Below are 22,776 nucleotides of genomic sequence, written 5' to 3'. Positions count from 1 at the left end.
CGGCATGCGAAACGATCTGAGCGTGGACGATCCCCCGCTCGAATATGCCCTGAACCGTGACGGTCTCGCCTTTGGTCACCGTATCAGCATCTTGGCCGCGCGGCCCGAGGTCGACCAGCGCACGGCCGCTGCCGTCGTCGACGATGAACTTGTTGCCGAAAATCTCGGCGACGCGGCCCCGCACCGCGGACGGACCTCCAGGCTGCAGCGCATCGATGGCGGTCGGCTGCAACAGCATGACGCTGTGAGGCTGCCAATTCTGGGCGAGTCTCACTCCACCGCCGCCGGCGGCAGCGCCGACCGCGAGTACGGCAAGCGCTACCCCTGCCAGCAGGGCTCGATGCCGCGGTTGTCGGCGTGCCGGGAGCGATGGGTCGGTATCTGTATGTGAATGGCTTTCGGTCATCCGACGGTCCTTTCATCGATTGCGATGACCGGAGCCTAGGACGCCGCCCCCAATCCAGCCTGAACCGTTTCGTTCAGGTTGGGTTAAGCTCCCGGGCATAGGTCCCGTCCGAGGTGGAAGCGGAATGAAAATCCTTCTGGTGGAAGATGACCGCCTGCTCGCGCAAGAGATTGCCCGCGCCTTGCGCGAGGAAAACTTCGCGGTCGATGTGGCCGCGAACGGCGAGGACGGACAGCATCTCGGTGAGACAGAATCCTACGACGTCGCGGTGCTCGATCTGGGATTGCCCAAGGTGCCCGGGGTCGAGGTGCTGCGTCGATGGCGACAGCACGACCGGCATCTGCCGGTGCTGATCTTGACTGCGCGCGACGGCTGGACTGAAAAGGTCGAGGCCTTCAAGGCAGGAGCCGACGACTATCTGACGAAGCCGTTTCGGACCGAGGAATTGGTCATGCGCCTCCGTGCACTGGTCCGTCGCGCCTCCGGTCATGCCGCGCCGCGCATCTCGTGCGGCCCTCTTACTTTCGAAACGCAGACCGGGGTGTTCGAGTTCAACGGCCTTCCGTTGAAGCTGACTGCGCTGGAATGGCGCGTTCTGGAATGCCTGATCCTGCATAAGGATACCGTGGTCGAGCGCGGCCTGCTTTCGGAGAAGGTCTACGAAGGGGATATCGGGACGGATTCGAATTCGATCGAAGTGATCGTCGCCAGGTTGCGCCGCAAGATCGGGAAGACGCTGATCGAGACCGAAAGAGGCCGCGGCTACAAGCTCAACTCAGGATCTTGATGATGAGCCAGAGCACGTCGCTCGGCCGACGCCTTATGATCGGGGCCGGCATATTCATCACCGCCGCGCTCGTCGTCGCTGCGGTCCTGATCTCGTTCGTTCTGCACCGTTTCGTGCAAGGGCAGATCGACCAGAGGCTCGATGCCCAGATCCAGTTTCTGTCTTCCATGCTCGACGTCGATGGTAGCGGCACCCTACGCTTGGCAGGATCCGCCGACGGCCCTCCTTTCGATCGGCGACGACACGGCTGGTACTGGATGATCTCCGGACCAAAAAACGTGCTGCGGTCCCGGTCGCTCGATGGAGCGGACCTGTCTCCTCCCAACATCCGCGACAGGCCCCCGCCGCCTCCGCCCCCGCCTCGTCGGGTCGACGACGATCCACCTCCGCGAGATCGTCCGGCGCCAGCTGATGGCATGGGTCCCGACGACCGCAGGCTCCACTTCCGCATCCTGAATGTGTCGGCATCCGGAGTTCCTGCTAGGATCGTGGCTTCCGCTCCGCGAGACGCGGTGCTTGGGCCATTATGGGAAGCGATGCGCACATTGGCGCTGTCGCTTGCCGTGCTCGGCATCGCGTTGATCGGTGCCATGCTGATCCAGGTTCGCCTGGGACTGCGACCGCTCGACCGACTTCGCCGCGCGGTCGCCGACATACGATCAGGGCTTCGCGAACGTGTACCGGATGCTCAGCCAAGCGAGGTACAGCCGCTGGCGACCGAACTCAACGCGCTGCTGGTCCAAAATGCTGCAAACCTCGATCGGGCGCGCAAGCACGTCTCGAATCTGGCGCACGGCTTGAAGACACCTCTCGCTACGCTGGCAGTTGCGCTGCAGAAGCAGACGCCCGGATCCGATGATCTTCACGACCTCGTCGTGCTGATGGACCGGCGCATCCGGCATCATCTGGGCCGCGCCCGGTCGGCTACGCTCGGCGGTCCGGTTCGGACGAGAACTGCGATTTTGCCGCGGGTCGCGGATCTCGGCCTCGTCCTCGGCAAGGTGAACGCCGACAAGGCGATCGATTTTGTCAGTCACATCCCGGCCGGCCTCGGAGTCGCCTGCGAACAGCAGGATGTCGACGAAATGCTGGGAAACGTACTAGAGAACGCCTTCTCCTGGTGCCGCAGCAAGGTCGTGGTCGGATCCCGCGAAGAGTCGCGAAGGGTCGTACTCGTTGTCGAGGACGACGGACCGGGGCTTTCGCCGGAGCAGATGTCGCAGGCGATGCAGGCCGGCCAACGGCTCGACGAAAGCTCTCCCGGATTCGGCTTCGGCCTGTCGATCACGCGGGAGCTCGCGGAGCTCTACGCCGGATCCCTTAGCCTGGACCGGTCTCCGCTCGGAGGACTTCGAGTGGCGATACGTCTGCCGTCCGCGGGGCTGGAGTGAGGGAAATCCCGGATGCGAAGTTCGATCAGGGACCGCTCCTGAGGCGAACGACGAAGCGTCTGATCGCCCCGCCGAGGAGCGCATTGACCGCGGTCAATGCTCCCAATCGGCTTTTTCCAGCGAGTGGGACAGCTGGTTCAGGAGTTCGCGTAATCTCTCCTTGTCGGATGGGGTGAATTCCTTGAACAGTCGCGCGTCTCGTTCGCGCGAAACTTCCGTCAACTTGACTGCGAACTTTCGACCTTCGGCGGTCAGCTTGGCGATCGCAGCTCTGCCACGCGACCGTGTTTGTTCGACCGATACGAGCCCACGCTCCTCCAGGATCGCCAGGCTTCGACTTGCGGCAGCCTTGTCGATATCCGCAGCGTCCGACAACTCGCTGACATTGAGCGAACTGATGCTCTTGAGCGTCATGATCAGGCGCCACTCGACCGCGCCGATGTTCCAGGCCGAGCGATAATAAGCGGTCGCGCCTCTGTTGAGACGCATGCCGATGGTCGAGACCAGCACGGCCAAATGTTCGCGCGCCAGTGTTCCGGCGGTGCGCGAGCGGTCGTTCGACGCTTCCTCAACCTCGAGCTTCTTGGCCGCAGGCATTCCAGGGATCTCCCTCAGCAAATCTTCGCCCAAAGTCTCACTCTTGCAGGCGCATTGATCCAGATCAAATTTCTTGACAGGACATTTATTGATGTATCAACATAAAGCTCAATCTCCCAATTCCAAGAAAAAAGTGGCGAGAGCGACATGGAAGGAAACGGCTTGGTCGCCGGTCTTGATCAGGCGAGGACGTATGCCGGGGCGATCGATTGCGACCTTCACCCGGCGGTGCCCGGGATGGGCGTCCTCCTGCCATACCTGAACGACTATTGGCGCGAGATGGTCTCCGTCCGCGCGCTCGATCGTCTCAACCTGAGCCTGACGAGTTATCCGCAGAACTCGCCGCTGTCGTGCCGCCCGGACTGGGATCTCGAGGGCGGCGCGAAGCCGGGCTCCTCGCTGCAGGCGATGCAGGGCCATGTGCTCGATCGGTTTCGGCCGCGCTATGGAATCCTGAACTGCCTCTACGGCGCGCAGGTGCTTCACAGCGAAGACATGGCGGCTGCGTTCTGCCGGGCGACCAATGACTGGATCAGGGATCACTGGCTCAACCACGATCCGCGGCTGCGCGCCTCGATCGTGATCCCGTCACACAATGCAGAGCTCGCCGTGGCCGAAATCGATCGCCGCTCCGATGACTTCCGGTTCGTGCAGGTGCTCATGCTGGTGTCCGGCGAAACGACACTGGGCCGCCGGCATCTCTGGCCGATCTACGAACGCGCCGAGCGCCTTGGCCTCGCGATCGGAATTCACGCAGGCAGCGCCTATCGATATGCGCCGACCGCTATCGGCTGGCCCTCCCACTACGTCGAGGACTATGTGGCGCAATCCGCCGCATTCGAGAGCCAGCTGCAAAGCCTGATATCGGAAGGCGTGTTCGCGAAATTTCCCCGGCTCAAGGTCGTCGCCATCGAATCCGGACTGACATGGCTGAGCGGGTTCATTTGGCGCGCCGACAAGACTTGGAAGGGCGTACGGGCCGAGGTCCCCTGGGTCACGCGCACGCCGTCGGAGATCATCCGCAACAACGTGCGCTTCACCGTCCAGCCGGTCGATGCGACGGACGACGGCGAGGCCATCATGCGGCTCGCCGATCACATCAAGTCGGATGAGCTGTTCCTGTTCTCGACGGACTATCCGCATTGGCATTTCGACGGGGATGCGGTTCTCTCCGGCCGGCTCCCTGGCGAGCTGTTCCGCAAGATCGCCAGTGAAAACGCGCTTGCCACTTACTCGCGATTGGCCAAAGCCGATCAGATCATGGAGGTTGTGCCATGAGCACCGTTGAACTCGAGCGGCCAAAAGCCGCGAGCTACGAGCTGAAAGTCATCGATTGCGACATCCATCCGGCGATGACGTCGTGGACCGAGGTGCATCCCTATCTGGAAAGACGATGGATCGAGCATCTGTCGGTTTATGGCAGCCACCTGCGCCACGCTTTCTCCGAGGCGCTGTCGCATCCGCGCATGTCGCCCGACGCTGCGAGGATCGATGCCTATCCGGAGGAGGGCGGACCGCCGGGATCGAGCCTTGAATTGATGAGGAAGCAGCACCTCGATCCGAACGGAATCGAGGTGGGCATGTTGATTCCCCTGCGCTGGAATCCGGGAAGCCAGCGCAATCTCGATCTTGGCGTCGCATTGACCCGCGCGATGAATACCTGGCAGGTCGAACGCTGGGTGAAGCAGGAGCCGCGGCTGCGGGCCTCGGTACTGGTCGCCCAGGAGGATACGGTTGCCTCCGTCGCCGAGATCGACGCCAGGGGAGGCGATCCCAACTTTACCCAGATCCTGATCCTGCCCAAGACGGACGAGCCGCTCGGACGCCGGCGCTACTGGCCGATCTATGAGGCGGCGGTGCGCAACAACCTGCCGATCACCATCCATGTCGGCGGCACGAATGGCCATCCGTCGACCGGCGGCGGATGGACATCCTATTACATGGAGGAACATCACTCGGTCGCCCAGACCATGCAGGCGGTCGTAGCCAGTCTCGTGTTTGAAGGAGTCCTGGAACGCTTTCCTGAACTGCGCGTCGTGATCATGGAGGGCGGCTTGGGCTGGGTCCCATCGCTCAATGCGCGCATGGACAAGCACTGGGCACGCCTACGTAGCGAGGTTCCCCATGTCAAGAAGCCGCCGTCGCACTACGTGCGCGAGCAAGTGTGGTTCAGCACGCAGCCGATGGAAGAGCCGGCGACATCAGCCGAATTGATCGATCTGTTCGACAGGATCGGATGGGACCGGCTGCTGTTCTCCACCGACTATCCACATTGGGATTTCGACGATCCGCGCTTCGCATTTCGCGCCAACCTCACGCAAGCCCAGCGCGAGCAACTTCTCTATGAGAATGCCCGCAAGTTCTACAGGTTGGACTGATGGCGCGGCATGTGGTTGCGACCGTGGATCAGATCCCGCCAGGCCAGCGCCTGCTGGTCCAGGTCAATGGACGCGAGATCGGCATCTTCAATGTCGAGGGCGAGTATTTCGCGGTCGGCAATCGTTGTCCGCATGAAGGCGCATCCCTGTGCAAGGGGCGCATCGTCGGGCTCGTCGAGGCAACGGGGCCTGGCGACTATCAATACAGCCGCCGTGGTGAGTTGTTGCGCTGCCCATGGCACGGCTGGGAATTCGATCTGCGAACCGGGCGGTCGTGGTGCGAGCCCGATCGCACCAAGGTGCGGAGTTATGAGCTGAAGGTTGAGTCCGGTGGGGCGCTGATCGAAGGCGAGCTGCGCGCCGAAACGTTTCAGGTCACGATCGACAAGCAATATGTGGTCCTGGAGACCTGAAGACCGGCGAACCAATATAGCAAATAAAAGGACTTTGGGAGGAGTAACGTGTTGTTCAAGCTAGGGATACCGGCGGCTGTCGCTTGTCTTGTGGGTCTATTCAGCCCTGCGCAAGCCGACGACGGTTCTTGGGACAAGGTCGTTGAGGCCGCCAAGAAGGAAGGCAAGGTCGTAGTCTACAACATGGCCTTGGGCGCCCCCTACTTCAAGGAAGTCCTCAAGTCGTTCGAAGCGAAGTACGGAATTTCGGTCGAGAGTCTCGACCTGCGCGCCAGCGAGCTCGCCGAGCGCATCCGCACTGAGCAGGCGGCTGGCCGCTTCCTGGGCGACGCGGAAATGGTCACGACGACCATGATCGAGGAGCAGCTCAAGAACGGCGATTTCGTGCAGAAATTGCCACCGATCCCGAATGCCGCCAATTTGCGACCGCCGTTCAAGGCCAATGAATACAGCGTGCCGGCCTTCATGCAGCCAATGGGTATTCTCGTCAACACGCGGCTGGTCAAGGAGCAGGACATTCCGACGAGCTGGAACGATCTCAACGATCCCAAATGGAAGGGCAAGATCCTCTCGGACGACATGCGGCCGCTCGGCAGCGGGAACACCATGTTCGCCATCCTGGAAAAGACCATGGGCGCTGACTTCAACCAGAAGCTCGCCGAGCAAAAGCCGGTATTCAGCCGCGATATGCGAAACGACGCGCGACGCGTGGCTCGCGGCGAGTACGCCATCTATATCCCGCAGATCTTTGCCTTCACGTCCGATCTGAAGGGGTTACCGGTGAAGGTCGTGATTCCGAAGGAGGGTGCACCTTACGCGGAGATGGATCTCGCGGTGCTCAAGAACGCCCCGCACCCCAACGCCGCGCGTTTGTTCATCGACCACTTCCTTAGCGTTGAGGCGCAATTGCTCTACGCCAATGCCTGGATGCTGCCAGTGAACGCTGCGGCGGCCGAGCGCGCCAATCCGGATGCGCAGCAGTTCGTCAACGCCAAGATCATCGGGCCCGCGAAGCTGGCTGAGCGCTCCACGATGATGGACCTCGCCAAGAGGCTTTATCCCTGAGAGGGCCATGAGCGTTTCAGCCGGAGAGGGAGTGAACAATCTCGTCGAGCGGCGCTCGAAGGGCCTTGGTTGGGTTGGGCGATGGCTGCAGACGACAGCGGCGGGCCGCCTTGCGGCCCTTGCCCTGCTCGTGGTCATTCTCGCTTTCCTTTCCGTCTATCCCCTGTCGATGCTGCTTTATGGAAGCCTGCATTCGACGCCGCCGGGGATGGCCGGAACGTTCAGTCTGGACGGCTATCGCGACGTCCTCACGCTGCAGAGCGCGGTGACACTTCTCAACACCGTCGGCATATCCCTGGCCAAGACTATTCCTTCCGTTGTTCTGGCCGTCCTGCTCGCCTGGATTCTGGCACGAACCGACACGCCGTTTCGGGGATCTCTGGAAGTCCTGATCACGCTTCCATTCTTCATTCCCCCAATCCTGACCGCAATGGCGTGGGGCATGCTCGGCAATCCGCAGGTCGGGCTGCTCAATCAGCTCTATGAGTGGATCACGGGATCGGAGACAGCGCCAATCAACGTCTATTCATATGGCGGCGTGGTCTGGCACATGATGCAATATTCAGTACCGTTCCTGTTTTTGCTCATCGTGGATGCTTTCCGCGCGATGGATCCAAGTCTCGAAGAAGCGGCAACCATGTGCGGAGCGTCGCGCCTGAGAGCTTTTCGTACTGTCACATTGCAGCTTATGCTGCCCGCGCTCACAGGTGCCGCGATCCTGAGCTTCATTCGCGGCATCGAGAATTTCGAGTCACCGCTCTTCTTCGGTTCGCCGGCAGGAATTCGGGTCATCACCACCGACATCTATGATTCGATCAACCAGCGGTCGCCGCCGCAATATCAGTACGCAACTGCGATCAGCTTCGTCATCATGGCGCTGTTATTCCTGATCGTTCTCCTGCAGCGGCGGATGCTGCGCGGCCGGAGTTTTCAAACCATCACTGGCAAGGGATATTCGCCTTCGGTGATGAAACTCGGCGCATGGCGATGGGCAACCTTTGCCTTCTGCCTTCTGTTCTTTGTGGTGACGGTGGTTCTCCCGGTCGGGCAACTCGTGATCGGCTCGTTCTTCAAGTTCTTCGGGTTCTACCAGTGGGACATGCTGACGCTCGAGCACTATCGAGCGGTGTTCGGCAGCAGCGAGTTCTGGCGCGGGTTCAGCAACACGATGTTCCTGGGACTCGTCGGCGCCACGCTGACCATGCTGCTCGGCGCAACCGTCGCCTATGTCTCGGTCCGCACGAAGTGGCGCGGCCGGCTGCTGATCGATTCGATGGCCTGGCTGCCGTGGATGATGCCCGGTATCGTCCTCGGTGTCGGGTTTCTCTGGGGGTTTGCTCTGCTGCCTCACGGGATCCCGATCTACGGCACGATCTGGGCGCTGTTGCTGGCCTATATTTCGCTCGGCACGCCGCTCTCGGTCCGCGCCATGTCGAGCGCATATGCGCAGCTTTCGTTCGACCTTGAGGAGTGCTCCCGGGTGCATGGCGCGAGCTGGCTGCAAACCATGAGGCGCATCGTCCTTGCGTTGGCGTGGCCGTCCTTCGCTGTCGGATGGGTGCTGGTGTTCTTCGGGATCATGCGCGAGCTGAGCGCATCCGTTCTGCTCTATTCCGTCGGCTCCGAGGTGTTGTCCGTCGTCTTGCTGAAGCTGTGGGCGAACGGCAATGCAGAGCAGGTCAGTGTCATTGGGCTCATCATGATGGTTCTCGTGATCGTCTTCCGGTGGGTTCAACTTAAGTTCATTAGCAGCCGCATCGGTGGAATGTGACCGAGCCTGGATCGCGCCATGTCGAATGTCGTTCTTGAGAAGGTGAGCCGGAGCTTCGGTGATTTCGTCGCGGTCAACGGCGTCGATCTGCGCGTCAACGAGGGCGAATTCGTTACCCTGCTGGGGCCGTCGGGGTGCGGCAAGACCACGACGTTGCGGATGGTCGCAGGCCTCGAGCAGAATACCGGCGGCCGCATCAGCATCGGCAACGAGATGGTCAGCGATGCGGGGCGCGGCGTCTTCGTTCCGTCGGAGCGCCGGCGGCTCGGCATGGTCTTCCAGTCATACGCGATCTGGCCGCACATGACCGTCTTCGAGAACGTCGCCTATCCGCTGAGGGTGCGCCGCAAATCAGCGGCCGAGATACGCGATCTTGTCGGCAAGGCACTCCGCCTCGTCGAGATGCAGGATTTGGCCGAACGGCCAGCACCGGCGCTGTCCGGCGGCCAGCAGCAGCGGGTAGCGATTGCGCGGGCCCTCGTCTTCGAACCCAAGGTGCTGCTGCTCGACGAGCCGCTCAGCAATCTCGACGCGAAGCTTCGTCTGCAGATGGGCGATGAGTTCCGTTCAATCCAAAAACGGCTCGGGATGACGAGCCTGTACGTGACACATGATCAGGCCGAAGCGATGGCGTTGTCCGACCGCGTGGTCGTGATGGATCGCGGCCGAATCCAGCAGATCGGAGCGCCCGAGGAGATTTATCGCTACCCCGCAAACCGGATCGTGGCGGCCTTCTTCGGAACACCGAACCTGCTCGAGGCCAGTGTGGAGGCCTGCACGCGGATCGGCGATCACCGCGTGCGGCTCGACGTCGTCGGAAAAGGCTGGCGTGGTGCGTGCGAGTCGGCAAGCGAGGTCAGGCCGGGGCAGGCCGTGACCGTCATGGTTCGTCCCGAAGACGCCCGCATCGCGCCGCCCGACACGGCCCGCAAAGACCATGAACTTCGGTGGTCTGGGCAGATTGCGCATACGATCTTCCGCGGTCCGATCCGGTCGGTCGTGGTGCAGACCGACGATAGCCGCCTCAATGTCGATGCGCCGCCGTTCGGTGGCTTCTCGGTCGGAGACAATGTGACCGTTGTCGTTCCGCAGCAGTCGGCCTGGGCTGTGCCGGAGCAGGCCGGCGCGGCCCCTTGAGCCGGCCTGCGCTGGGATGCCTCTCAGCGATAGATCTGCTGAGCCAAGGACAGCATCGCGTTCATGCGTTCGGGATCCGTGGTGCCGAGAAGCTTCGTTGTCTCGATCTGTGCCACCGCAGGGTCGACACCGGTCAGCGCGGCCGCAGTGGTCGGCAGCAGCCCCAGCCTCGCAAGGTTCTGCTGCATCGTCTTGCCCAGATAGTACTCCATCAGCAGCCGCGCTGCGTTGGGGTGAGGCGCATTCTTCAGCAACGCGAGATCGTAGCCGACATAGGGCAGCCCTTCCTTGGGCGCGATGAATTTCACCGGCAGGCCCTTGAGCTCAAGCAGCGACGTCAGGCTGTCGGGGATGTAGAGCGGAAGTTCGCCGCGGGCCACCCGCCGCTCGTTGGCGGGGATCTCCCGGCTGAATTTCAGGTCCTGCTGAGCAAGCTTCTCGTGGAAGGTGCGCCCGTAGAGATCCTGCAGGACCGAGAAGAGCACGCCGCCGCCGCCCAGCGTCCGCAGATCGTCGCTGAGGATTTTGCCTTTCCAGCGCGGATCCGTCAGGTCGAGCCAGCTTTTCGGCTCGTCCGCCGGCTTGACCAGCAAGGTGTTCGCCAGGATGCCGTAGACGATGGCAAAGACAGGGAGCCGCATGCCGTCGCTTGGGAAGTCGGGCTTCAGGCGGCCGAGGCTGGGGAGGGGACCGTGAGGTTCGAAGACATGCTCCTCCTTGATCTGCAGCGTGGTCGTGGTCCGCCCGTTCTCGGAGACGTCGGCTGCGTTTCGACCGGCGGCCTGTTCGATGCGGATGCGCTCCCGGACTTCGCTCGCGCGTGCCTCGAGAATGTCCACTGTGATTCCGTAGGTCGACTCGAAGTCCTTCTTGAGTTCTTTATGTGCAGCAAGGCCAACGAACGCACTGTAGAGCACCACGCGGCCTTCCTTCTTGGCCGCGGCCACGAGTGTGGACCACTCGTCCTCCGCCCGTGCCGGTGCCGTGATCGATGGCAACATTGAAGAGGCCGTCAGTCCAAACACCGCGGCGCGGCGCGTGATGCGCGCGCGCTCCTTCCAATCCGGCGTGGACATCGACGCTACTCCGCCGCCTGCTGGCTCGGGGCACGCCAGCGAAGGGCGGTCTTCAGCTTCTCCTGGTAGGCCTCGAGCCAATCGACCTTCGCGTCTGCATAGAACGAGCCTGCGCGCGCATTCCAGAACACCTCGGCATCGTCGACGCCGGGTGGCACCGTGCCGTTATTGGCGAGCGCCCGTGCCGCGTTGAGCAGGCGCCGTCTCGTCCGCGAGATCATGACGTCGCTCGGCGCGAGATGTTCCTTGGTATGATCGACGATCGGTCCCATGCTTTCGGTGACGGCCTGATCCTGCATCACGATGTTGCGGATGCCCGTGTAGATTTTGTTGGTGCGTTGAGCCTCGCGATCGATCTGCCAATCGTTGCCGATGTTCTGGACGGGACGCCAGCGTCCATACCAATCCGTGGTGTTGGGCAGATAATCGAGACCATCGGCCCCCGGGATGCCGCCACCGGATTTCAGCTTGGAGCTCGAGTAAGTCGCCCCCTTGGCGCGGCCGCCATAGATCGAGATCAGCATCGTGTGGGTGTCGTCCATGGGCACCCAGGCTTTGGCGACCACGTGGTCGGCAAAGTCGGCGTTCGGGGTCTGGGTCCAGAACGGCAGGGAGAAATGCGCCATGCGCCAGTGCATTCGATCGTCCGATTCCGGCCGAAACGCGCCATACATCGTGCCCCAATCGGTGTCGGTGACCTTGTATTCCGGCGCTCGGTTGGAAACCGTGTGACGGGCCGGGTGGCCTTCCTCGAAATCATCAGGGTTGATGTGTCCGGCATGCAGGAAGCCGAAATGCGACGTGTCGATATCGCCTTCGAGGCCCTGGAGCCAGTTGGCTTCGCGTTGGAGGATGGTGACGGTCAGATCCTGCTCCGGAACGAACAGCGCTTCGTGCATCGGCATCGGTGGCGCCTCGGCGCGCGCGCCCATGTAAACCCAGATGAGGCCTGCGCATTCGCGCACCTTGTAGCTTTTTGCACGGACCTTTTCTTTGAAGTCCTGTGGAGGCGGGACGTTCGGCATCTCGAGGCAGCGGCCTTCGACGTCGAATTTCCAGCCGTGATAGACGCAACGGATTCCGTCGTGCTCGTTACGGCCAAGGAACAGCGAGGCACAGCGGTGCGGACATTGATGATCCAGCACGCCAACCCGGCCCGAGCTGTCACGGAAGGCAATGAGCTGCTCACCGAGCAGCATTAAACGCATCGGATCGCCGTCGACTGATAGCTCCGAAGAGAGAGCGGCGGGAATCCAGTATTGCCGCATCATCTCGCCCATGACCGTGCCTGGGCCAACCAGCGTCAGATCCTGGCCGTCAGTCGATTTCGACATGTTGATCCTCCTTGGTTCTTTTGAACGCTTATTATTTGCATTATGCAAGTAATTTGGCCCTGCGTCAATGACACGATCGTCCGGAAAAGCGAGCGGTTGAGCGGTGCAATGCAACTCGTTATGGTTCCGCTCCCATACTAGCGAGCAGATCTTTTTGATGAACAAAGTCAGCACGATCCTCCCGCTCGAGAACTGGACCGGGTACCGGTTTGGTCTCATCGCCTCGCGGCTGGGTAGCTTCATTGCCCCCATGTACAAAGATCGTTACGAGCTGACGATGCCGGCCTGGCGAAGCCTTGCGGTCATTGCCAGGCATCAGCCGCTGACGGCCACGCAACTTGCGAAATTGACCTCGTCCGATGCGTTCAAGGTCGCGCGCTCCATCGAATTGCTGGTGCGTCGAGGGCTGATTTATCGTGATGTGGATAAAGCAGACCGCCGCCGCGCCAGCCTGAGCCTTACGACCGATGGCCGCAAGGTCTACAAGGATATCGAGAAATTCGTTGTTCGGGTCGAGCGTAAGCTCATGGCCGCGCTCGATCCGCACGAAGTCGAGGTTTTGAGGCAAATCCTCGACAAGCTCGATCAGCAACTGGAGACAGAGATCAAAGCGCAGGACCGCGAGAAATTCCTATAACTGCCTCCAACTGCAGGAACGGCTCGGTCCGCGAAACTCGGATGCGACTAATGGCGAAGGCGTCGATCCCGCGTCAGTAGCCGAGCTCAAGGAATGTCTTCTACGCCGACGGCCGCGCAAGCTGACATAGAGCCACAGACCAGATTGCCCGCAATGCCTGCTTTGTTGGTCGGCGGCCCCCGTCTGCGCCTCAGTATCTCACAATGTCCGAATGCCGCTCTTGATGCCATCGGCGATCTGACCGATCTGCTCCTCGTTGATGATAAGAGGCGGCGACAGGATCAGTGTATCGCCAAGGGCGCGAACAAAGATCCCATTTTCGAAACAATGGTTCGCCACGGCGCGGGCCCGTTGACCAGGAGCATTCGGGGCAGCTTCGATCTCTACGGCCCCGAGTAGCCCGAGGTTGCGGATATCGCGGACCATGCCGCCGGCGCTCTTGATGTCGTGAATAGCGGCTTCCCATTTCCCGGCGATGCGGGCGACTTTTTCGAAGATGCCTTCCTCCCGATAGACATCGAGTGTGGCAATCGCGGCGGCGCAGGCAAGCGGGTGGCCTGAGTAGGTGTAGCCATGAGCAAACTCGACCACAGCCTCCGGTCCCTGCGACATGGCATCATGCACATGTTGATGAACCAGCACGCCGCCCATGGGAACGGCGCCGTTGCTCATCCCCTTGGCGCAGGTGATGAGATCTGGCGTGACGCCCAGAGCCTGTGCGGCAAAGGGCGCTCCTAATCTTCCGAAGCCTGTGACAACTTCGTCGAAGATCAGCAGGACGCCGTGCTTGCTGGTGATCTCGCGCAGTCGCTTGAGATAGCCTTTGGGCGGCGGCAGCACGCCGCCGGCTCCGGCGACCGGCTCGACGATCACGGCTGCGACCGTCGAGGGGTCGATCGCGGTCAGGAGACCTTCCAGCGCATCTGCAAATTCGGCGCCGTGCTCGGGCTCGCCCTTGCTGAACGCATTTCGCGTGAGATCGTGTGTATGAGGAAGGTGTGACACCCCCGGAAGCATGACGCCGAACTGCGCCCGCTGCCATCCGATGCCCGAAACCGAGAGCCCGCCGAATCCCATTCCATGGTAACTGCGCTGGCGTCCGACCAGACGCTGGCGATGGCCTTCGCCGCGTGCCCGGTGATAGGCGAGCGCCATCTTCAGGGCGGTATCGACTGCCTCGGAGCCGGATCCGGCGAGGAAAATATGGTCAAACCCTTTCGGCGCGATCTCCATCACGCGATTGGTGTAATGAAACGCGAGCGGATGGCCCAATGAGAAGCTTGATGCGTAATCGAGCTTTCCCGCCTGGTGGCGAATGGCCTCGATGATCTTGGGATGGCAATGCCCTGCATTGACGCACCAAAGCCCAGCGATGGCATCGAGCACAGACCGGCCTTCGGGTGTCTTGTAGTGCATCCCCTTGGCTTCGACAAAGAAATCCGGTCCCGACTTGAAGCGCCGGTTCGGCGTCATCGGCATCCAGTAGGCTTCAAGGTCGTTCGGAGGAATATCGAGGCTTGCTTGGTCCATTTGCGCTACTCCAGTCTTGTTTGTCGTGGAAGGGCGAGCCGGCGTGTCAGCGGGCCGAAGCTTCCTCAGCCGACTTGATGTCGAGGTTCTTGTTGATGTCTCCGACCAGGTCGTTCGTCGCGATCTCCTTTGCGTCAATGGACTGCTTGAGAATCTTTGCCCGTACCAGCCAGTCGATGTAACCTTGATAGATCTTGAGGTCGCTCTCGCCCCACTTCTCGCCCGGCTTATCGAGCGTCCACTTCTCGGAGACGGTCTTGAGCAGGGTCGCTGTCCGCTCGAGCGCTGCGTCTGGAGCAAGGCCGGTCGGGACGACCTGCGGATAGACATCCTGGAAGATAGCGGCGGCCTGACGCGTATTCTTCAGGGTGTAAACCACGCCCATGGTGTAGGCGCGCCCCAAGCGCACCAGCAGATTCCGCTTGTTCTTGATCGAGTCAGCGCTCGCCACGAGACTGTTGGCCGGGAAAGAGTCGATCAAGGGATCCTGGAGCATGCGCATGGGGACGCCGGCGAGGCCCATTAATGTGTATTGCGTGTCCCACTGGCTGACAGCATCGATCTCCTTGCGCTGGAGCAGGACGACGCTTTGGGCCGGCTGACCCGACACCACGACGCGGATATCGCGGTCGGGGTCGAGGCCGGCATCGGAGGCTCCCGAGCGGGCCAGCACCACGCCTGCCGAGGCCATGGAGGTTACCCCGATCTTCTTGTCTTTCAAATCCGCATATTTCTTAATGGGGCTGTCCACCGGCACTGCGACACCGAAAATGTTGCGGCGGTAAGCAGTGTAGAAAACCTGCGTCTTCACGCCAGTCTGCTGCAGGATCGCGACCGGTTCTGCGGTGGCGACCGCGGCCAGCACCTCGCCTGTCGCAACGTTGCGGACGCAGTCCGAGGATCCCGGAAAATTCACCAGTTCGACTTCGATGCCCTCCTGCTTGAACCAGCCAAACTTGGTGGCAACCGCGATCGGGGCGACCCCATGCGTCATTACGCTCGTGCACCAGCCCAGGCGCACTTTGTCCAGTGCGAGTGCGGACGAGGTCGTGCCTGCCACGGCAATCACCGAGCAAAGGGCGAGGCCAGCACCTAGATAGCTATGACGCATCTTACTCTCCAGTTCCGTTGCACGTTGGTTGAGGTGACATCTCGTCAGGCCCGTTTGTGTCGTGAGCAGAATGCGCCGATAAAGGCTGCGGCGGCGTTCTCGGAGGCCTCGAGCGAATAACCGCCTTCCTGCACGATGAGTGTCGGAAGCTGCAGATCGGCCAGCAGTTCGCCGACTCGTGCAAATGCGTCGGTCGAGACATCGAGCACGGATAGCGGGTCGTCGCGGTGGGCGTCCCAGCCGGCCGACACCACGAGCACCTCGGTCCTGCGGGCCCGCGCGGCTTCAACGAGATTTCTACAGGCGTCGAGAAAGGCTTCGTCGCCGCTACCGGGAGCAAGCGGCAAGTTGAGGTTGGCGCCGAACCCTTCTCCCGCACCCCGCTCGTCGGCGTAACCCGAGAAGTAGGGATAGTAGGTCGTTGGGTCGGTGTGCACGGATGCGAACAGCACGTCATTGCGATCATAGAAGATCGCTTGCGTGCCGTCTCCGTGATGCGTGTCGAGATCGAGGATGGCCACTCTGCCTGCCCGTTTGCCGATGAGATCGGCGACAATGGCGGCGTTGTTGAGGAAGCAGAAGCCTGAGGCGCGGTCGGCGAATGCGTGATGTCCCGGCGGACGGCAAAGCGCGAATGCAGAGGGGGCACCATCGATAACCGCGTGCGCCGCAGATAGCGCGGCCTGCGCCGACTCGTAGACCGCGCTCCAGGTGCCGGCGCCGATGGCGCAATTGAGGTCGCCGATGTACCAGCCCGCCTGGGCGTTGACCGCGCTGCAAGGCGGTGTGGACGAAGGACTGAGCGCCGATCCCTTACCGCGGTACGGATGCGTGTTCGGCAAGATCTCCGGCCCGGCGTTGGGATTGGTCGCCCAGCGTGCATAACTGGAGGAGAGAAAGTCGACATAGTCAGCCCCGTGCACGGCTTCGATGGCGTCGCGGCCATGGTCGGCAGGTGGCGTTTCCTTCAGGCCAGCCTCGGTAAGTCTGCGGGCCAGTACCGCCAGCCGATCCGGATTCTCGACCGGCGAAGCGAGCTTGCCGAGCAGCATGATCTGCTGGGGGCGGTGCTCAAGTTGACGTTCTGAGTAAAAGACCTTCATGGCAAGTTCACTTCTGCGATGCGGGGAGCGCGTTGCCGGCTTGGGACGACTTCGGCTCGGCGATGGTCGTGTCGTCGGCAACTCCGGGGTCAATCCGCCCAAGGTGCTCCCAGAACAGCAGCCGGTTGCGGATCATGATCAGCGTCTGATTGAGTGCGAGCCCGACGACTGCCAAAATGATCAGGACGGAAAACGACCCGGCGACGTCCATCATGAAATTCATGCTTTGCATCAACATGCCGAGCCCGGCATCCGCGCCGAGGAACTCGGTAACAACGGTGCCGATCAGCGACAGGGCCATCGCGATCTCGAGACCCGCCATGATGAAGGGTAACGCGCTCGGAAACCGCAGCATGGTGAAGACCTGTCGTTCGCTGCCGCCGAGCGAACGGATGAGGTCGATGCGGTCCTTGTCGGCGGAGTTCAATCCCGAGATCGTGTTGATCATCATCGGAAAGAAAGCCACGAGTGCCGCCGTCACGATCTTGGAGGTGACGCCGAGGCCGAACCAGAGAACGAACAGCGGCGCGAGCGCGACCTTCGGCATCGACTGGAACATGATGATGTATGGGTAGATGAAGTAGGCGAAACGACGGTTGAGCGCGAGGGCTACTCCAAGAGCGAGGCCTAGAGATCCGCCAAGTACGAACCCGGCGACCACCTCGAACAACGTCACTGCGCCGTGATAGAGATAGAGCCCGCTGGTCAGGCCGCGCCACAGTCCTTCAGCGACGGCGGATGCAGACGGCAGGATGAACGCGGGAATTTTGAAGAGAATCGGGCTTGCCTGCCAGACAACGAGTACGAGGCAGAGCAGCAGGATGCTCAAGATTCGATTCTTGGCGGTGTCGAGCGAGGAGAGATCAGGCATCAGTCCATGACTCCAGCTGTGCCGAAATGGGTGCGGATGCGGCGGACGTACTCGCCAAATGGCGGCGTGGTCATCATGTCGAGCGTCCGTTCGCGAGGCAGGTCAATGTCGAGCACCTCCGTGATGCGGCCCGGTCGGGGCGTCATCACAACGATCCTGTCGGCGAGAAACACGGCCTCGGAGATTGAATGGGTGATGAAGAGGATGGTCTTGCTCTGGGCCATCCAGAGGCGCTGCAATTCGACGTTCATGTGCTCGCGCGTCATGGCGTCGAGCGCTCCGAACGGCTCGTCCATGAGCAGCATGGCTGGATCATGGACCAGGGCGCGGACGATGCCGACCCGCTGCTGCATGCCGCCGGAGAGCTCGGCGGGATAGCGCTGTTCGAAATCGCCCAATCCAACGAGATCGATGAGCTCGCGCGCCCGCGACAGATACTTCTTGCGATCGAGCTTCTGGACGTCGATCGGGATCAGCACGTTGTCGAGAACGGTGCGCCAGGGAAACAGCACGGGCGATTGGAACACGACGCCGATGTCGTGCCGTGGTCCATCCAGCTTGCCATCGCCAACCCAGACGGTTCCCGAGCTGGTCGGGATTAGTCCTGCGAGAATGCGAAGCAACGTCGATTTTCCGCAGCCCGATGGACCCACGACTGCGACGAATTCGCCAAGGCCGACATCGAGATTGATATCCTGAAGCGCAGTCACGGCCGGCCCGCGACCGCCGAACAGCTTGCCGACCTCGTTGATGCGGATGAAATCACGTGAGCCTGAGGCGCCAGGCGGGTGCTTCGGACTTGCTTCCGCCGTGAGTGCACCTTTCAACAGCGTCATTGCTCACCTCCTTCCAACTAGAGAACCAGGGCCATCCCGTCCTTACGATGGTCGGACGCTCCGAACATGAGTCCCCGCTGGTGGTCGATCCAGATCGCCTGCGCGCCTCCGATCGGAAGATCGGACCAGGCAACCGCGTGTCCGCGGCCGGCAAGGTCGTCGAAAGCGGCGGGCGAGACCGTCTTCTCGAGCGACAGCGTTCCGTCGAAGGCGAATGAACGCGGCTCGTCGCTCGCGGCCTGAATGTCGAGCCCGCGATCGAGAAGCTGGGAGAGAAAATGCGCGTGGCCCGTGGCCTGGTAGTGGCCTCCCATCACCCCGAATGGCATGACCGGCTTGCCGTCGCGGAAAACCAGCCCTGGAATGATCGTGTGCAGGGGCCGCTTGTGGGGAGCGATCACGCAGGGGTGCTTCGGGTCCGTCCGGAATCCGCTTCCCCGATTGTGCAGGAGAACGCCAGTGGTCGGTTCGAAAATGCCGCTTCCGAACGGCGCGAACAGCGAATTGATCAGCGACACCGCGTTGCGGTCGCGATCGACCGCACAAACTTACACGGTGTCCTTGTGCTCGGTCAGATCCCAGTCTTCGGGCAGCGATGCCTTGCCGGGGTCGATGCGATCACTGATTTGGGCGATGAAGGCATCAGAAAGAAACCGCGCAACCGGTACGTCGCCCTGCGTCGGGTCGCAGAAGTAAGAATCGCGGACGCGATACGCCGCCTTGGTAGCCTCGGCAAGGAGATGGATACGATCGGCCTCGCTGCGCCGGCTGTCCCCAAGCGCCACATTCTCGATGACGCGCAGGATCATGAGGGCGGCCAGCCCCTGTCCAGGCGGCGGACATTCGTAGACCTCATAGCCGCGATAGCTGGTCTGGACCGGCTGCACATAATCGCAGTGATGCCGGGCAAAGTCTTCCTCCTGATGGAGCCCGTCGGCCTCGCGCAGTTTGGCGGTCAGGGCCTTAGCTATTTTGCCCGAGTAGAAGCCGGCCGCGCCTTCGCGACCGATGCAACGCAGCGTCTCGGCAAGCGCGGGGTTGCGGAAGAGATCGCCAACGACCGGTGCGGAACCGCCCGGGAGATAGGCGGCGCGGGTTGCCGGATCGACCGAGAGCTTCTCGATCTGCAGGCCCCAATCCCACGCGACGCGAGGCGTCACACGCATGCCTTGCTCGGCAAGGCGGATCGCGGGCGCAAGTACCTCTGAAAGAGGCTTCGATCCGTGGTCACGGTTCAGCGTGCACCACGCCGAGATCGCACCGGGTATCGTCACTGCATGCGCGGAGGTTGGTGGAATTTCACGGATGTCACGATCGACATACCATTCGGCCCTCGCCGCGCCGGGCGCGCGCCCCGAACCGTCAAGCGCAATCGGTGCCGCGCCGCCAATTGAGAACAGTGCGAAGCAGTCGCCGCCTATGCCGGTCATGTGCGGCTCGACGACGGCCAGCACAGCGATGGCGGCCAGGGCAGCGTCGACCGCGTTGCCGCCGGCTCGCAGCATATCGAGGCCAGCCATGGAGGCAGCCGGATGCGACGTGCAGATCATGCCGTTCTCGCCGATCGTCATCGATCGGCCTTGCTTTGTGAAGTCACGCAACGCCTGAAACCTCCATGGAAATTTGCCGGGCGGCGCGAGCAAGGCGCGGTCCGATGTCGTTCTCGAGCTGCGCGGCAGTGACCTCAGATGGCATTCCACCGCAATTGAACGCCAGAACCGCGCCGTCCGCCGTCACGACGGGAGCGCCGACCGCATAAACATCCGGTTGGCGATCACCGAGCGACACGCAGAAACCGCGCTTGGCAATCGACTCGAAGGCCGCGTCGATCCGCGCTCGCACGCCGCGCCACTCGCTGCGCGGCCGCTGCAGTCGGATTCGCTGCAGCAACGCTTCGCGCTCATCCTCTGCGAGGGCGAAGAGATAGGCGCGGCCCATGGCCGAAGTCTCGATCGGCAGCCGCGAGCCCAGGTCGAATCTTGCCGGCCGCATCTGCGGATGATGCGCCGTCTCGATGGTGAGCATGACCAATTGGTCGCGCATGCCGACCGATGCAGGCAGGCGCGAGAAGTCGGCGATTTCCTGCAGGACAGGGCGGGCAGCGATGCGGTGAGGCATGCCGGCTAGCAGCGAATGGCATAAGGCGACGATCCCGGCTCCGAGCTGATAGTGGCCGGTGCGGGGAACGATCGCGAGGTAGCCGAGCGCGGCAAGTGTCTGGCTCAGACGCGAGATCGTCGGCTTCGAGAGCCCTGTGCGCTCCGCCAGCTCACTATTGCTCAGTGAACTTTCGCCGGGCTTGAAAGCCCGAAGCACCGACAGGCCACGCGCCACGGCCTGTACGAGCCGCGCGTCGTCGGAGGACGCCTGCAACGTGTCCGTACTGGTCTTTCGCTCGGTGGCAGTCAGCCTGGCCATGGATCCTCCATTTCAGAATTTAATTTCACTCCTCGAAATTAATGGTGTCAAGGGTAGCTTTGCAAAAACAGCGGGCAAAGGCCGATCGGAATCAGGGCACGACGTCTTCAATCGATGCACGGGGACTACGGCTGCAAGGTTGTTGCTCGCCACCAGGTAGCCGGCAGCATCGTCGGAAGTGCGCGGCATGCGGTCAGACGAGGACGAAGCAGAGGTCCGTGATGACCGCGAGCAGATGCGGCCGTGGCTGCTCGACAGACCGAGGCGGGCCGCTTCTTTCAATTTCAGGGCAAGAATCGGAATTCGATAAACGGGGACGACGCCTAGACGTTGCAGCGATCGCCGACCGATCCATGATTTCTGCAAATGGAGGGTGTTTTTCGATGAGCAAACAGGATGATAACAAGGCCGTCGTTGGCCGTTGGTTCACCGAATTCTGGGGCAAGACCGTCGATCGTGGTGTCATCGACAAGATCGCCGCTCCTGACATGCTGCTCAAATATTCGCTGCATGAGCCCCGTGGCGGCCGCGCCGATATCAAGGCGCTCGACCGACTTCCGCGCCGCGTTTCCCGATCTCAACTTCTGGGGCACTGCGGATCTGATCGCCGAGGGCGACTACGTCGTCGGTCAATGGGAGAGGCGGCGCCATGCTGGCCCGGCGTTGATGCCTTCAGCATTTTCATAAGAGTTCGCGATTTTGTTCTGAACGACGCGCCGCCCAGAAGTCACTCGCTCGAGGCAGTTTCTAGGCCTGCCGGTCAAATCGAAACCTGAACCAAATGTCGGTATCGCTGGTTGCGGCCCTCCTGTTGAGGAGCCATCAATGCATGGCGTGGCTTCTACTTCGATCGAATGGTATCGACGCTGACCCGGTCTGTTAAGGTCGTCTATTCTCGATCGGTACAAGATCGCTCGGAGGGACGTTCGCCCGCTAGAAATGAAGTCAGGCACGCCGGGCGCTTCGCGCAATGGCACGAAGGCGCTCGGCGAATTCCGCGGCCGTGCCGGTAAGTGCTTCACCGCGGCGTGTGAGAATGCCAAACCCGCTCATACGTGACTGAATGGGCAAACGGAGGCGATAGAGCAGGCCGGTCGCCAGATAGTCCCGTATCGCTGGCTCTGACAGCATTGCAATAGCGTCGGACCGCTCCAGGAGCTGGATAACGGCCAGGATCGAGTTGACCTCGATCACGTCCGCCGGCGTCGCCATTCCTGCCTTGCCGAATTCATATTCGAGTATCTGACGTACCGGCGTAGCCAGGGATTGCAGGATCCACCGTTCGCTCGCAAGATCCGTCAGCTTGAGTTTCCGTCGCTTGGCAAGTGCGTGCCCAGCGCGTGCGACGATGCACAGACCTTCATCGCCAAGGGGTTCATAGTTGTAGAGATTGTGTTGACCGAGATTGTTAAAGCGGCCGACCGCAATGTCGACTGTCCTCGATTCCAGCATTTCGATCACATGATCGCTTGATTCGCCGCGCAGTTTGATCGTCAATAGCGGTTGCGCCTGCTTCATCTCCGTCACCGCCCGGGCGATCATGTCCGGCGCGCCGATAATGGCTCCGACGACGAGTTCGCCGATGCCTCCGTTGCGCCTTGCGTCAAGCGCAGCCTGCATGCGGTCGAACTCGGACAACACGCGTGATGCGAACATCAGCACTTCGCCGCCGAGCTCTGTGATCTGCATCCCGCGGGGTTTGCGTTCGTAGATCTTGAATCGCGCCAACGCCTCGAGTTCCGCCAGCATCTTGGTCGCAGTTGGTTGCGTGACGTTGAGGACCGCAGCCGCCTTGCTGAGACTTCCCTGATCCCCGAGCGCGATCATCAGCTGGAGTTGCTTGAAACGGAGTTGATAAGCGAAAGCTGAAGCTTGCGGGGGTGCCATCTGACATTCCGAGTCCGAATACCAATCA

20 protein-coding genes and 2 pseudogenes are annotated in these 22,776 nt (G+C 61.7%); 11 read left to right on the top strand and 11 right to left on the bottom strand.

Annotated features, from left to right (window positions below; genetic code table 11):
- The first annotated feature begins 22 nt into the window (after positions 1 to 22).
- The 3 genes from G6P99_RS40890 to G6P99_RS40880 all read left to right on the top strand — a co-directional run bounded on the left by G6P99_RS40890 (position 23) and on the right by G6P99_RS40880 (position 2,584).
- The gene (locus G6P99_RS40890; protein WP_165126219.1) at positions 23 to 391 is read left to right on the top strand and encodes a hypothetical protein; all 369 of its coding nucleotides are present in this window, start codon (positions 23 to 25) and stop codon (positions 389 to 391) included.
- Between the two features lie 139 nt (positions 392 to 530).
- Positions 531 to 1,193, top strand: coding sequence for a response regulator transcription factor (locus G6P99_RS40885; RefSeq protein ID WP_165126216.1), 663 nt, complete (start codon positions 531 to 533; stop codon positions 1,191 to 1,193).
- A 2-nt stretch (positions 1,194 to 1,195) separates the two neighbouring features.
- Positions 1,196 to 2,584 (top strand): sensor histidine kinase, encoded by a 1,389-nt coding sequence (locus tag G6P99_RS40880; RefSeq protein ID WP_334261877.1) that lies wholly within the window; start codon positions 1,196 to 1,198, stop codon positions 2,582 to 2,584.
- Positions 2,585 to 2,677: 93 nt separating this feature from the next.
- On the opposite strand, the gene G6P99_RS40875 is transcribed toward G6P99_RS40880, so the two are convergent.
- Positions 2,678 to 3,181: a MarR family winged helix-turn-helix transcriptional regulator gene (locus tag G6P99_RS40875; protein ID WP_165126210.1), complete on the bottom strand. Its 504-nt coding sequence runs from the start codon at positions 3,179 to 3,181 to the stop codon at positions 2,678 to 2,680.
- Between the two features lie 147 nt (positions 3,182 to 3,328).
- Between G6P99_RS40875 and G6P99_RS40870 the strand changes: the two genes are divergently transcribed.
- Genes G6P99_RS40870 through G6P99_RS40845 form a run of 6 tightly spaced genes read left to right on the top strand, consistent with a single transcriptional unit; the run spans position 3,329 to position 9,945 of the window.
- Complete coding sequence (locus G6P99_RS40870) at positions 3,329 to 4,459, top strand: amidohydrolase family protein (protein ID WP_165126207.1); 1,131 nt, start codon at positions 3,329 to 3,331, stop codon at positions 4,457 to 4,459.
- On the top strand, positions 4,456 to 5,559 hold the full coding sequence (locus tag G6P99_RS40865; protein WP_165126204.1) for an amidohydrolase family protein: 1,104 nt from the start codon (positions 4,456 to 4,458) through the stop codon (positions 5,557 to 5,559). Before G6P99_RS40870 ends, G6P99_RS40865 begins: the two co-directional genes overlap by 4 nt.
- Positions 5,559 to 5,972 (top strand): Rieske (2Fe-2S) protein, encoded by a 414-nt coding sequence (locus G6P99_RS40860; protein WP_165126202.1) that lies wholly within the window; start codon positions 5,559 to 5,561, stop codon positions 5,970 to 5,972. Before G6P99_RS40865 ends, G6P99_RS40860 begins: the two co-directional genes overlap by 1 nt.
- Positions 5,973 to 6,020: 48 nt before the next feature.
- On the top strand, positions 6,021 to 7,037 hold the full coding sequence (locus tag G6P99_RS40855; protein WP_246709784.1) for an ABC transporter substrate-binding protein: 1,017 nt from the start codon (positions 6,021 to 6,023) through the stop codon (positions 7,035 to 7,037).
- Between the two features lie 31 nt (positions 7,038 to 7,068).
- Positions 7,069 to 8,808, top strand: a complete 1,740-nt coding sequence (locus G6P99_RS40850; protein ID WP_246709780.1) for an ABC transporter permease — start codon at positions 7,069 to 7,071, stop codon at positions 8,806 to 8,808.
- 18 nt (positions 8,809 to 8,826) lie between these two features.
- The gene (locus G6P99_RS40845; RefSeq protein ID WP_165126198.1) at positions 8,827 to 9,945 is read left to right on the top strand and encodes an ABC transporter ATP-binding protein; all 1,119 of its coding nucleotides are present in this window, start codon (positions 8,827 to 8,829) and stop codon (positions 9,943 to 9,945) included.
- Positions 9,946 to 9,968: 23 nt separating this feature from the next.
- Here G6P99_RS40845 and G6P99_RS40840 read toward each other — a convergent pair whose 3' ends face one another.
- Positions 9,969 to 11,021 carry an ABC transporter substrate-binding protein gene (locus G6P99_RS40840; RefSeq protein WP_334261876.1) on the bottom strand — a complete coding sequence of 351 codons (1,053 nt, stop codon included), beginning with the start codon at positions 11,019 to 11,021 and terminating at the stop codon, positions 9,969 to 9,971.
- Between the two features lie 5 nt (positions 11,022 to 11,026).
- Positions 11,027 to 12,355 (bottom strand): Rieske 2Fe-2S domain-containing protein, encoded by a 1,329-nt coding sequence (locus G6P99_RS40835; protein WP_165126194.1) that lies wholly within the window; start codon positions 12,353 to 12,355, stop codon positions 11,027 to 11,029.
- Positions 12,356 to 12,512: 157 nt separating this feature from the next.
- Here G6P99_RS40835 and G6P99_RS40830 point away from each other — a divergent pair, with 157 nt between their 5' ends.
- Positions 12,513 to 12,992 carry a MarR family winged helix-turn-helix transcriptional regulator gene (locus tag G6P99_RS40830; protein WP_165126192.1) on the top strand — a complete coding sequence of 160 codons (480 nt, stop codon included), beginning with the start codon at positions 12,513 to 12,515 and terminating at the stop codon, positions 12,990 to 12,992.
- A gap of 198 nt (positions 12,993 to 13,190) precedes the next feature.
- Here G6P99_RS40830 and G6P99_RS40825 read toward each other — a convergent pair whose 3' ends face one another.
- The 7 genes and pseudogenes from G6P99_RS40825 to G6P99_RS40795 form a co-directional block, all read right to left on the bottom strand.
- On the bottom strand, positions 13,191 to 14,522 hold the full coding sequence (locus G6P99_RS40825; protein ID WP_165126190.1) for an aminotransferase class III-fold pyridoxal phosphate-dependent enzyme: 1,332 nt from the start codon (positions 14,520 to 14,522) through the stop codon (positions 13,191 to 13,193).
- 46 nt (positions 14,523 to 14,568) lie between these two features.
- Positions 14,569 to 15,633 carry an ABC transporter substrate-binding protein gene (locus G6P99_RS40820; RefSeq protein WP_165126188.1) on the bottom strand — a complete coding sequence of 355 codons (1,065 nt, stop codon included), beginning with the start codon at positions 15,631 to 15,633 and terminating at the stop codon, positions 14,569 to 14,571.
- Between the two features lie 44 nt (positions 15,634 to 15,677).
- Positions 15,678 to 16,736 carry a histone deacetylase family protein gene (locus G6P99_RS40815; RefSeq protein ID WP_165126186.1) on the bottom strand — a complete coding sequence of 353 codons (1,059 nt, stop codon included), beginning with the start codon at positions 16,734 to 16,736 and terminating at the stop codon, positions 15,678 to 15,680.
- A gap of 7 nt (positions 16,737 to 16,743) precedes the next feature.
- Positions 16,744 to 17,607 (bottom strand): ABC transporter permease, encoded by an 864-nt coding sequence (locus tag G6P99_RS40810; protein WP_165126184.1) that lies wholly within the window; start codon positions 17,605 to 17,607, stop codon positions 16,744 to 16,746.
- Positions 17,607 to 18,443, bottom strand: coding sequence for an ABC transporter ATP-binding protein (locus G6P99_RS40805; RefSeq protein ID WP_165126182.1), 837 nt, complete (start codon positions 18,441 to 18,443; stop codon positions 17,607 to 17,609). Before G6P99_RS40805 ends, G6P99_RS40810 begins: the two co-directional genes overlap by 1 nt.
- 17 nt (positions 18,444 to 18,460) lie before the next feature.
- A pseudogene (gene ggt, locus G6P99_RS40800) lies at positions 18,461 to 20,044 on the bottom strand (gamma-glutamyltransferase).
- Positions 20,037 to 20,861, bottom strand: a complete 825-nt coding sequence (locus G6P99_RS40795) for an IclR family transcriptional regulator (RefSeq protein ID WP_165126180.1) — start codon at positions 20,859 to 20,861, stop codon at positions 20,037 to 20,039. The pseudogene ggt and the gene G6P99_RS40795 overlap by 8 nt, the downstream one beginning before the upstream one ends.
- A gap of 383 nt (positions 20,862 to 21,244) precedes the next feature.
- Here G6P99_RS40795 and G6P99_RS40790 point away from each other — a divergent pair.
- Positions 21,245 to 21,524 (top strand): annotated as a pseudogene (locus G6P99_RS40790) (ester cyclase); the annotation flags it as partial.
- A 282-nt stretch (positions 21,525 to 21,806) separates the two neighbouring features.
- On the opposite strand, the gene G6P99_RS40785 reads toward G6P99_RS40790, so the two are convergent.
- On the bottom strand, positions 21,807 to 22,748 hold the full coding sequence (locus tag G6P99_RS40785; RefSeq protein WP_165126177.1) for a LysR family transcriptional regulator: 942 nt from the start codon (positions 22,746 to 22,748) through the stop codon (positions 21,807 to 21,809).
- Positions 22,749 to 22,776: the final 28 nt, after the last annotated feature.

It is taken from the genome of Bradyrhizobium sp. 6(2017) (genome assembly GCF_011058295.2).
GTDB classification, from domain to species: Bacteria; Pseudomonadota; Alphaproteobacteria; order Rhizobiales; family Xanthobacteraceae; genus Bradyrhizobium; species Bradyrhizobium septentrionale.
Note: the sequence above shows the minus strand (reverse complement) of the source record. Positions and strands in the feature narration are given on the sequence as shown.